Origin of the sequence: Streptomyces griseus, from assembly GCF_900460065.1 — a bacterium.
Taxonomy (GTDB): domain Bacteria; phylum Actinomycetota; class Actinomycetes; order Streptomycetales; family Streptomycetaceae; genus Streptomyces; species Streptomyces griseus.
In genome coordinates this window covers 1-11,237 of the sequence record NZ_UAVD01000004.1, presented here as the reverse complement: position 1 = coordinate 11,237, position 11,237 = coordinate 1, and the positions used below count along the sequence as shown (strand labels likewise).

The following is an 11,237-nucleotide window of genomic DNA, read 5'->3' as shown; positions in this document are numbered from 1 at the left end:
GCACGCGCAAACCCCCGCAGGCGCGGCCCTCCAGGAAACCCCCGTCCGTCCGCTCAGCCCTCCTCCACCAGCGCCGTCTGCATCAGCCGCGGCTTGCGTCGGGCGATGTGCAGGGCCCGGCCCGGCGGAAGGTTGAGCGGCTTCGCGTTGCCGAAGAGGCGGCCCTCCGTGGGCGGGCAGGAGAGCAGCACCGCCGGGTTGTTGGCCTCGTCGAGGCGGCGGACGAGCCCGTCGCTGAGACCGCGCCCCGCCCCCATGGCGCTGCGGGCGACGACCAGGTGCAGCCCCATCTCGTAGCCGAGCGTCAGATGCTCGAAGATCGGCTCGAAGGGGCTCTGGAAGGAGTTCGAGGAGACCATGTCGTAGTCGTCGACCAGGATGAACAGGCGCGGTCCCGTCCACCAGTCGCACCGGCGCATCCGGGCCGGCGCGATGTCCGCGCCCGGCACCCGGGTCTTCATCGCGCGGGCCGCGCCCTCGATGGTCTCGTTGAGGTTGTCGAGGGAGATCACGTGCCCGATGCGGTACTCCTCGGGGATCGCGTCGACCAGGGTGCGGCGGTAGTCCACCGCGATGATCTTCGCCTCCTCGGGAGCGTACCGGGTGGTGATGCCCCGGGTGACCAGGCGCAACAGGTTGGTCTTGCCGCTCTCGGTGTCGCCGACCGCGATCAGGTGCGGGGTGCGGCTGAAGTCGTGCCAGACCGGTTCGAGGGCGTCCTGGTCGAGGCCGAGCGCGAGGCGCATGCCGCCGCCCTCCGTGGCCTCGGGCGCGGGGAGGTCGGCGAGCGGGAGCCGGTGCGGCAGCATCCGGACCCGGGGGGCTTCGGGGCCCGGCCAGTGCCGCGCGATCTCCGCGACCAGATGGGCCACGCCGTCGCCGAGGTCCTCCAGGGAGCCGCTGCCGTCCAGGCGGGGAAGGCCCGCGAGGAAGTGCATCTTGCTGTCGGCGGTGATGCCCCGGCCGCCGGAGCGCGGTACCGAACGGGCCTTGCGGGTGTCGATCTCGGAGTCCATGGGGTCGCCCATCCGCAGCTCCAGACGGGTGCCGGCCTGGTCGCGCACCTGTGCGGACAGTTCCACCCAGCGGGTGGTGGTGATGATCAGGTGGATCCCGTAGTTGAGACCGCGGGCGGCGAGTTCGTTGAACTTCGGGATCAGGTCGTCGTAGTCCTGGCGGACCGTGGACCAGCCGTCGACCACCATGAAGACGTCACCGAACGGTTCGTCGGGGAACTCCCCGGCGGCCCGGCGACGCCGGTAGGACTGCATGGAGTCCAGGGTGTGGTCCACGAAGAACTGCTCGCGCCGGGCCAGGAGCGCCATCACCTCGGCCACCGCCCGGTGCACCCGCTCCGGATCGAGCCGTGCCGCGACCCCGCCGACGTGGGGGAGCGCGGCGAGCTGGGAGAGCCCGCCACCGCCGAAGTCCAGGCAGTAGAACTGGACTTCGGCCGGGGTGTGGGTGAGCGCGAGGGCGGCGATGAGGGTGCGGGCAAGCGTCGACTTGCCGCTCTGCGAACCGCCCGCCACGGCGACGTGGCCGCCCGCCCCGGAAAGGTCCACGACCAGCGGGTCACGGCGCTGCTCGAAGGGTTTGTCCACGAGGCCGACCGGGACCCGCAGCCGGCCGGCGCCCGGCCATCCGGCGGCGGTCAGGCCGCGGCCCTCGACCGGTGCGATGCCGGGCAGCAGGGTGTCCAGCGGGGACGGCTCGTCCAACGGCGGCAGCCACACCTGGTGGGCGGCCGGCCCGGAGCCGCGCAGCCGGTCGAGCGCCACGTCGAGCAGCGCCTCCTCGTCCTCGGCCCCCTCCTCGGCCCCGGTCTCCGGCTCCGGCGGGGTCTCCAGGGTGCGGGGCACCACCCAGCCGCTCGTCCACGGCACCACCTGGCTCGCGACCCTGGCCTGTACCACCGCGCCCGTCCGACGCCGGTACGTCCCCGAGGAGTACGCGGCACGGAACCGGGTCAGGGCCTCCACCCCCGACTTCAGGTAGCCGCTTCCCGGCGCGGCGGGCAGCTCGTAGGCGTCCGGGACGCCGAGCACGCCGCGGCTCTCCATCGCGGAGAAGGTGCGCAGCCCGATGCGGTACGAGAGATGGCTCTCCAACTGGTGCATGCGCCCCTCGTCCAGGCGCTGCGAGGCGAGCAGCAGGTGCACGCCCAGCGAGCGGCCGAGACGGCCGATCATCACGAACAGCTCCATGAACTCCCGGTGCGTGGAAAGCAGTTCGCTGAACTCGTCGACCACCACGAACAGGCTGGGCAGCGGGGCCAGCTCCGCCCCGGCGGCCCGGGCCCGCTCGTACTCCAGGGCCGAGGTGTAGTTCCCCGCCGAGCGGAGCAGCTCCTGACGGCGGATCAGCTCGCCGTGCAGGGCGTCCTGCATGCGCTCCACCAGGGCGACCTCGTCGGCGAGGTTGGTGATGACGGCGGAGGTGTGCGGGAGTTCCTCCAGACCGAGGAAGGTGGCGCCGCCCTTGAAGTCGACCAGCACGAAGTTGAGCGTCTCGGAGGAGTTGGTCAGGGCGAGGCCGAGGACGAGGGTGCGCAGCAGTTCGCTCTTGCCGGAGCCGGTGGCGCCGATGAGCATGCCGTGCGGGCCCATGCCGCCCTGCGCGGACTCCTTGATGTCGAGCTCGACCGGGCGGCCGTCCACGCCGACCGCGACCGGCACCCGCAGCCGGCCGGAGCCCGTGTGCTTGGCGAACAGGGTCCGCGGTTCGTGCCGGTGCAGGTCCGGTATGCCGAGCAGGGTGGTCAGCTCGACGTCGGTGTCCAGCGGCTGCGCGACGTCGGCGCCGAGGCTCATCCGGCGCGGGGTGAGGAGCCGGGCCAGCGACTCCGCCCCGAACGGGCCGAGCCGGTCGGGAACGCCCAGCGGCACCGACCGCTCCTTGCGGCTGCGGTCGGTGCGCACCAGGCTCACCCGGCCGGGCCCGACGGTCAGCCGCAGGGTGTTGCGGCCGGGCCGCCAGCGCAGCGCCCCGGAGACGTCGAGGATCAGGGCGTTGCGGTAGCCGTGCCCCTCCCAGCGGTGGCCCTCCGGGACGGTGACGCCGTCCAGCAGGACGACCGTGTACGGCTCGTCACGGCCGGGGCGGGCGTCCGGGTCGAAGCCGGGGCGCTCGGCGAACTCGGCGCCGAGCAGGTCGTCCAGCTCGCTGAGGTCGGCGGTGATCCGGCGGGCCTGTCCCGCGCCGTCCTCCTCATGCGGATCCAGCACGTGCGGCAGCCACTTGACCCACTCCCAGTCGGGGCGCCGTTCGTCACCGACGCACAGGGCGAGCCAGAGTTCCTCGGGCGCGTGGAAGACCGCGAGCTGCCCCAGTACGGCACGGACCAGGGAACGTACGGCGTCGCCGTCGTCGCCCCCGCCCGGATCGGCCGCCTGCCCGCCGGCGGCCCCCTCGGCCGCGGCCTCCTCCGGACGCAGCAGGATCCGGGCCGAGGAGCGCAGGTAGAGGCCCAGGGGCTGTTCCGGGACGGTGGAGTAGGCGCGGATGAAGCGGCGCAGGGCGTGCGCGCAGAGGGGTTCGAGGTCCTCCACCGGGCGGGTGGAGACGGGGTTCAGGGTCAGAGCCAACTGCTGTTCACCGACCGCGATCCGGACCTCGCCGAAGTCCTCGTCCGCCGGGCGGCGCTCCCACAGCCGGGAGGTGCGGGCCAGCGAGCGCAGCGAGGCCGGTTCCGGGTGCCGCCAGGCGAGCGCCCGCTGCTGCTCCGCGATGGTGGCCCGCACCCGCTTGCGGGTCTGCGCCAGATAGCGCAGGTAGTCACGGCGTTCGCCCTTCAGCCGCTGTTTGCGCTCGCTGGAGCGGCGCATCAGCTGGCCCAGCAGCATGGCGCCGGCCGAGAGCGCCATGACACCCATCGCCAGATACATGAAGACGCCGTTCCCGCCGCCGGGGCGCAGGAACATCAGCATCATCGACACCGACATCAGAGCCATCGGCAGATAGGTCCACACCGCCGAGGTGTCGGGCACCGTCTCGGCGAGGACGGGCGGCTCCTGGAGGGTCAATTGCCCGTCGGGCATCTCCGGCCCGCGCCTGCGGGCCGGGCGGCGAAACAGCACGACACTCAAGGAACAGAACCTCCGGTTCACTGACTTTCCGGCCCGCCGAATACCGGCGTACCCGACGGGAGAAAGACCGCACCAGGCGGATTTTCCGGGCGGAACGCGCCCCGATGAACGCCGGGTGAATGTTTCGAGCGGGACGGCGCGGAACGGCCGACTTCCGTGATGGTCGACCACCTACCGGATTCGGAGTCCGGTCCGCGGCGCGACCGGTGGCCGCAGGCAGTAGTCTGCATTCACGGAACGCGGCCTGTCCACGCGGGAGGGGCGGTCGCCCGGTGTACGGGCACAAATTCCCTGCCCGGCCCCCCGGTTCACAGCCACGCGGACTTTCCGTACTGTTCGCACATTCCCTCTCGCGGGGAAGTCCTCTGTCAAAGCCTGCACGGAAGACGAGAGTTCTGCTGATGACCGACAGTGCGGTGGCCGAATCGTGCCGCCTGACCGTACGTGCGCCGAGCGTCACCATCGATCTGGCCGTGCCCGCCGACGTACCGGTCGCCGATCTGCTCCCCACCCTCCTGCGGTACGTCGGTGAGGAGGCCGAGGAGGCCGGGCTCGACCACGCCGGCTGGGTGCTCCAGCGGCTCGGCGACGCCCCGCTCGACGAGGAGACCACCCTGGCCGGCGCCGGACTCACCGACGGAACCGTGCTCCATCTCCGCCCGCACACCGAGGCGCTCCCCGAGGCCCGCCTCGACGATCTCGTCGACGGAATGGCCGAGACGGTGGGCCGCAAGCTGCACACCTGGCACCCCGGGGCGGCCCGGGGCCTGCTGGTGGGCACCGCCGTGGCGGCCGTGGGGGCCGCCCTCCTGCTGGTCTTCCAGCCCGGAGTGGGCGGTTCCGCCACCACCCGGGCGGCCCTCGCCGCAGTGGCCGGACTGCTCCTCCTCGCCGGCGCCGGCTCCGCGAGCCGGGCGGTCGGCGACCGGCTCTCCGCCACCGCGCTCGCCCTGCTGGTCGCCCCGTGCTTCGCCCTGGTCGGCTGGGTGCTGCCGGGCGGCGACCTCACCGGCCCCGACGCGACGCGGGTCGCCGGGGCGCGGCTGCTCGCGGCCGGCGCCGCGGCGGCGGGCGGCGCGGTCCTCGCGCTCGCCGCCACCGCGGTCGGCGCCCCCGCCCTGCTGGCCACCGCCGTGGTCGCCGCGGCCGCCGCGGTCTCCGGGGCGCTGATGGGCTACACCGGCCTGGACGCGGCGGCCGCGGTGGCGCTGGTGGCGACGGCCGTCGCGCTCGCCGCCGGGGCGGTGGCCCCCTTCGCCTTCAAACTGGCCGGAATGCGGATGCCCGCGCTGCCGTCCTCCGCCGGGCAGCTCCAGGAAGGCATCGACCCGTACGCGGGCGACGAGGTCGCCGAGCGCACCGAACTCGCCGGGCGCTGGGTCACCGCACTCTTCGCCGCCACCGGCGTCATCGCCGCCGCCGCCCTGGTGGTCCTCGCCCACACCCCGGACCTGCCCGAGACGCTCACCGCGCTCGCACTGACCCTGCTGCTCCTCCTCCACTCCCGGGGCCTGGTCCACATCGGCCAGCGCCTCACGCTGGCGGCGCCCGGCATCTGGGGGCTGCTGCTGCTCGCCCGGGCCTGGGCGGTGGACAGCGACGCCGACGGCCGCGTGGTGGTCTTCGGGGTGCTGCTCGCGGCGGCGGCCGCCCTGGTGACCGCTTCCTGGATCGTGCCCGGCCGACGGGTCCTGCCGTACTGGGGCCGGGCGGCGGAGTTGGCGCACACCGGCCTGGCCGTCGCGCTGCTCCCGCTCACCCTGTGGGTGGCGGGCCTCTTCGGCTGGCTGCGCGGCCTGTTCGGCTGAGCCCCCCGTACGCCGTTCCACCAGAAGCTAGTCGAGGAGAGGCTGTGCAGTCCAAGCGCGATCAGGTCCAGGCCCACGGTTTCATGATGGGCAGGCTCAGTTCCGGCCTGCTGACGGCCGACCCGGACGCTCCGGAGAGCCCGCTGGGCCGCACCACCCGGGGCGTCGTCTTCGGCCTGCTGGTCACCGTCCTGATCGGAGCGGGCGCCACCGTCTACGGGTTGCTGCGGCCCGGCGGGAACGACACCTGGCGCAAGGGCGAGCACCTGGTGGTCAACCGCGAGACCGGCGCCCGCTACCTGTGGACCGGCACCGACGGCGTGCTGCACCCGGTGCGCAACTACGCCTCGGCGCGGCTGATCGGCGGCTCCGACCTCAAGGCGGTGGACGTCTCCACCGCCTCCCTGCGGGACGTCCCCGTGGGCTCCCCGGCCGGCATACCCGGCGCCCCGGACACCCTGCCGGGCCCGGGCGGGCTCGACGCCGGGGCCTGGCACCTGTGCGTCACCGGACCGGACGGCGCCCTGCCCAGCACCTCCGGCGCCGTCGCCGCCGCGGGTGTGGACCGGCCCGGGGCCACCACGGTGGTGGCCGGGGCGCCGCTGGAGTCCCAGGGGGTCGGCGCCGACCGCGGGGTCCTCGTCCGGGGCCCGGACCGCACCGAGTACCTGGTCTGGCGGGGCAGCCGCCTCCCGCTGGATCCCGAATCCGACGCCCGTAACGCCCTCGGTTACGGCTCCGAGCGGGCGATGCCGGTCTCGGCGGCCTTCCTCGACGCCCTCGCCCCCGGCCCGGCCCTCAAGCCGCCGGAGGTGCCCGGCCGCGGGGGCGAGGGGCCGGAGATCGGCGGCGAACCGAGCCGGATCGGCCAGCTATTCGAGGTCGGCGTGGTCGGCGGCGGCAGCACGTACCACCTGCTGCGGAAGGACGGTCTGGTGCCGCTGTCCCGCCTGGAGGCCGCCCTGGTGCTCGGTGACCCGGCCACCCAGAAGGACGCCTACCGGGGGCGCTCGCCCGAGGCCCGGGCGGTCGGGGCGGACGCGCTGCGCACCCACCGGGCCGAGGAGACCGCCCCCGCCGGACCGGCGGCCTCCGAGCTGCCCCGTACGCCGCCCCTTCCGCAGTCCGCGCCGCGCGGCACCGCGCTCTGCGCCCAGGTGGACGGCGGCGACGGCGGCGCCCGGATCAGGTCGGTGCTGGTCCCGCTGGCCGGGCTCGCCCCCGCGGCGGCGGCGCCGGGCGCCGACCGGTCGCTGGTCGCCGCCTGCGCCAGGACGGACGCCACCGTGGTACGCCCCGGGCGCGGGGCCCTGGTCCGGGCCCTGCACGCGAGCGGCGCCGCACACGCGGGAACCACCTACCTCGTCGCGGACAACGGTGTGAAGTACCGGGTCCCGGCGAAGGACGCCCTGACGGCGCTCGGGTACGGGGAGGGGGACATCGGCTCGGTCCCCGCACCGCTGCTCGCCGCGCTGCCGACCGGCGCGGACCTCGATCCGGCCGCCGCCTCCGGCGCCGCGGAGCCCAGGGTCACCGCCCCGAGGTGCGGCGCTCCCGGCGGTACCGGGACGGTCGACTCCCGGCCATGATCCAGGCAAAAGGCCCATACAGTGCTGAAGAAAGAGAAAAGGGAGGGGAAGCGGAACTTCGCACATGACTCGGCCTCGACGGAGAGCCATTCGGTGTGGGCCGCGCACCGAGGGAAACCTCAGGGAAAGCTCAGAAATTGACCGCGAGCCCCTTCCGGGGAATCCCGCGAAAAGGTGGGCGAGACACCGGAAACGGGCCGCCCCGATGACCGTTCGGATTCTTTGGCTGCCCGTTTTCCGTCCGCATCGCCCGGTCCGGAGGTCCCGGGGCCGCAGTGCGTTCATATGGTGGAAACCTGCGAACAACTCCGTTGGCATGCAAGGATTCTGACGAGCCCGCCTATGCTCAAATCTTGCTTACATCCGTTGCGCCGGGCGGGTATTCCTCTTTAGCCTCAGCGGGCAACGGCGCGACGAGAAGTGACGCGACGAGCTCACCGAGACGCAACGAAGGGAGCGCGACATGGCGGACAGTGGCCAGAGGCGGGCGGACTATGCCAAGGGCTTGGGAGGTGTCTCCTCCCTGGAGTCGGCCCGGGCCGCGGTCGAGAAGATCCAGAACAACGTCGCCGAGATCGCCGCGCGTTCGGGCGTCGGCGGAGACGAGGGTCAGGCCCTGCTGAAGCTGTTCCGCAGCTGGAACGGCGAGGCGCAGAAGGTCGTCGTCCAGATCAGCAAGATGGTCGACGCGCTCCAGGAGAACGTGACCTCGGCCGACCGGCTGGCGAAGGAGAACCAGGACCTCACCGAGGTGCTCAACAGCAAGACCAGCCAGGGCGTCTTCGAGGCGCTGCGCTGACCCGTCCCCGACGGCGCCGGCCCCTCCCGCGGAGGCCGGAACCCGCGAGCACCCCCGGGCCCCGGAGCCCGGCCACCCGAGAGGAGACGTCATGGCCGACGGCATCATCGATGTCCAGTACTCCACGGTCCGCAACGCGATCGAGGAACTGAAGCAGCAGACCCAGCAGATCATCACCACCCTCAACAACCTGGAGGACGAGCTCAAGCCGCTCGTGACCTCCTGGGAGGGTGACGACCAGCAGATGTACCGCGGCGTGCAGGCCGAGTGGGACCAGGCCACCAAGAACATGGCCCTCCTCCTCGGCGACAGCGGCGAGCTCGTCCAGAGCATCCACGACAACCACTCCCGCGACGAGCGCAGGAGCGCGGACAACTGGGGCGGTGTGCGCGCCCGGTAGTCCGCGCCGGGGTTCACCTCCGTCCGTCAGTCCGTACGGCACGGAGGGCGGACCCCGGCCTTCGCGCGCCCGCCCCGCCCGCGCCGCCCCGGAGCGGCCCCCGCCCGCACGGGCACCGGAGCGGCCCCGCCCCGTTTCCCGTAACCCTGTCCCGCTCCGACCGCAGGAGGACGCCCCATGGCCGGTGAGAAGGCCGACGTCAAGCACTTCGACCTCAAGCAGATGGAGAACTTCCGGGACAACGAGGTGCACCCGGTCTACGTCAAGGCGAAGCAGCACCGGGAGGACGGGAGCGGCGAGGAGGGCGAGGCCCACATCCGGCCCCTCGGCCAGCTCATCAAGGGCTACACGACGGCGGACAACCTCGACCAGGGCCAGCAGATGCTGCGCCTGGGGTTCATGAACACCGAGAAGCTGGTCTCGGGACCGACACTGATCGAGAGCGTCACCACAGCCGCGACGGCCCTCGACAAGCTGCTCGGTGACCAGATGGACCTCTTCAAGGAGCTCAAGGAGGCCCTCACCGACACCATCGAGGAGGCCGAGAAGACCAAGAACAAGAACCTGGACGCGATCGACGCCCAGACGCTGCTCCAGACCTTCGAAGAGGTCGACACGCTCACCAGCGGGTCCACGGGCACGGAAGAGAAGTAGCGCGACCCGCGCACGCCGGCGGCGAGGACGACACATGACCAGAGGGGTGCCCGGTGGCCGACCAGTACGACGATGAATCCAAGGGCAACGTCGACAAGTACCGGAAGACGGACGCGGCGTCCGCCGACAACTGGGCGGAACTCGTCAAGCACCTCACCGGCTACCCCGTGCCCGATCGCGCCACCATCTTCGACACGCTCCGCTCCGACCACGGCGGCAAGCTCTTCCGGATGGACATCAAGGAGCGCAGCCTCGGCCTGCTCGTCAAGGACTCCGGCTTCCTGCAGAACAAGGGCCAGGACTACGACATCTGGTTCTTCGACAGCGGGAAGAAGAGTTCCATCAAGCAGGCCCGGATCGTCTTCGAGGGGCGCGTGAAGTCCGGTGACGAGATCATCTTCGCCGGCACCGACGCCGAGAACGTCGAGGACGTGAGCGTCCGTGAGGGCAACGAGTTCACGGACTACAACAAGGACAAGATGAGCACCATCCCGCTGGCCCGATACATGAACGGGCCGCGGGCGGCGCTCCTCGCCCTGCTGCGGGGAAACAGCGGGGACGGCCGCTTCAGCGGGGAGGGAGCCGGTGACAAGGGCATCGTCGACCTCGACACCTTCGACCGGACCGGTGAGTCCTTCGACTACGCGGCCAAGTTCTTCAAGGACCAGGCACCGCTGCTCAAGGAGTGGGAGGACCGTTTCGGCCGGGACGACGCCAGCTGGAAGGGCGAAGCGGCCGAGGTCTTCATCAGCCTCATCAGGAAAGTCCGCGAGAACTACGACACCTACGTGGAGACGTTCGACAACACGGCGGGCACCGGCGACCGCAACGGCACCGGCGCCACCGTGTACTCCCGCGCGCTCTCCCTGGGCCGCACCGCCCTGGAGGAGGCCGCGAGGACCCTCCTGGACAAGTGGCTGGCCTGGGCCCGGTCCGACTACTACGACCCCCACCGGGTGCTGCGCTACGTCCTCGACGACCTCGCCCAGTGGGTGGACGCCAACAACGTGGCCAAGACGGACATCCAGTCGTACACCACCCGGTACAACACGACGGTCACCCACAAGCCGCAGCCCGGCTTCAGCCAGGTGCACCCGGACTACGGGGACCTCAACGACATCGCGAACTGGGCGAAGGTCGGCGACAAGGCGGTCGACATCTGGAGCAGGGCCGTGGACGAGATGCTCGTCACCCCGGCCCGGGAGGTCCAGTCGAAGCTGAACAACCAGTTCCTCTCGCTCTCCGACGACTTCACCGAGAACGTGCCCGAGCCCAAGTCGACCAGCACGGCGGGTGAGGAGTACGAGAAGGAGAAGCTGGAGGAGGAGAAGGAGAAGATCAACGAGGAGAACGAGGAGAACCGCAGGTACCAGGACGAACTGCGGGAGGAGCAGCGCCTCCAGCGCGAGGAGGACAAGAGGCTCCAGGAGGAGTTGCGGGAGGAGCAGCGCCTCCAGCGCGAGGAGGACAAGAAGCTCCAGGACGAACTGCGCGAGGAGCAGCGCCTCCAGCGTGAAGAGGACAAGAGGCTCCAGGACGAACTGCGCGAGGAGCAGAACAACCAGCGCGACGAGGACCGCCGGTACGCGGACGAGCTGCGCGAGGAGCAGCGCCGCGAACAGGAGGAGGCCGAGCGGGAGGCCGAGGAGCAGGCCAAGCGGATGGAGGAGAGCCTCGGCGGCATCAACGGGCCGGGCGGCGGCGGGAACCTCGGCGACCTCGGCGGCCTCGACGACCTGCTGAACCTCAAGCAGGACGTCCCGGTGACCGAGAGCCACGGCGACCTCGGCGGCCTCAACACCCCCGGCCCCGGGGGCGGGAACAGCCCGAGCCTCGACGACGTGAACAAGGCGGTGTCCGAGAACCTCGGCAGCCTCTCAGACGTCAACGACCCGGGCG

At 71.9% G+C, this 11,237-nt stretch carries 7 protein-coding genes; 6 read left to right on the top strand and 1 reads right to left on the bottom strand.

The genetic code is table 11. From position 1 onward, the window contains the following. Positions 1-53: 53 nt before the first annotated feature. Complete coding sequence (eccCa, locus tag DTB53_RS01650; protein ID WP_198409282.1) at positions 54-4,088, bottom strand: type VII secretion protein EccCa; 4,035 nt, start codon at positions 4,086-4,088, stop codon at positions 54-56. 401 nt (positions 4,089-4,489) lie between these two features. Between eccCa and eccD the strand changes: the two genes are divergently transcribed. From eccD to DTB53_RS01620, 6 genes are all read left to right on the top strand, one after another. Continuing rightward, entirely contained in the window at positions 4,490-5,896 is a 1,407-nt protein-coding gene (gene eccD / locus DTB53_RS01645; protein WP_012381878.1) for a type VII secretion integral membrane protein EccD, read from the top strand. 44 nt (positions 5,897-5,940) lie between these two features. Further along, positions 5,941-7,485 (top strand): type VII secretion protein EccB, encoded by a 1,545-nt coding sequence (gene eccB, locus DTB53_RS01640; RefSeq protein ID WP_042497645.1) that lies wholly within the window; start codon positions 5,941-5,943, stop codon positions 7,483-7,485. A 463-nt stretch (positions 7,486-7,948) separates the two neighbouring features. Further along, a complete protein-coding gene (locus DTB53_RS01635) occupies positions 7,949-8,284 on the top strand; it encodes a hypothetical protein (protein ID WP_003970669.1) in 336 nt (111 codons plus the stop codon). A 91-nt stretch (positions 8,285-8,375) separates the two neighbouring features. Then, positions 8,376-8,684, top strand: a complete 309-nt coding sequence (locus tag DTB53_RS01630; protein ID WP_003970670.1) for a WXG100 family type VII secretion target — start codon at positions 8,376-8,378, stop codon at positions 8,682-8,684. A 177-nt stretch (positions 8,685-8,861) separates the two neighbouring features. Continuing rightward, positions 8,862-9,338: a type VII secretion system-associated protein gene (locus tag DTB53_RS01625; RefSeq protein ID WP_003970671.1), complete on the top strand. Its 477-nt coding sequence runs from the start codon at positions 8,862-8,864 to the stop codon at positions 9,336-9,338. Positions 9,339-9,391: 53 nt separating this feature from the next. Next, positions 9,392-11,237, top strand: a 1,846-nt coding sequence (locus DTB53_RS01620) for an AAWKG family protein (protein ID WP_172595239.1), incomplete at its 3' end; no start/stop codon positions are given.

What these genes read in the sequence shown, in the direction of transcription:
- eccD (WP_012381878.1), top strand. Translation starts at nt 4,490, where the DNA reads ATGACCGACAGTGCGGTGGCCGAATCGTGCCGCCTGACCGTACGTGCG.
- DTB53_RS01635 (WP_003970669.1), top strand. Translation starts at nt 7,949, where the DNA reads ATGGCGGACAGTGGCCAGAGGCGGGCGGACTATGCCAAGGGCTTGGGA.
- DTB53_RS01630 (WP_003970670.1), top strand. Translation starts at nt 8,376, where the DNA reads ATGGCCGACGGCATCATCGATGTCCAGTACTCCACGGTCCGCAACGCG.
- DTB53_RS01625 (WP_003970671.1), top strand. Translation starts at nt 8,862, where the DNA reads ATGGCCGGTGAGAAGGCCGACGTCAAGCACTTCGACCTCAAGCAGATG.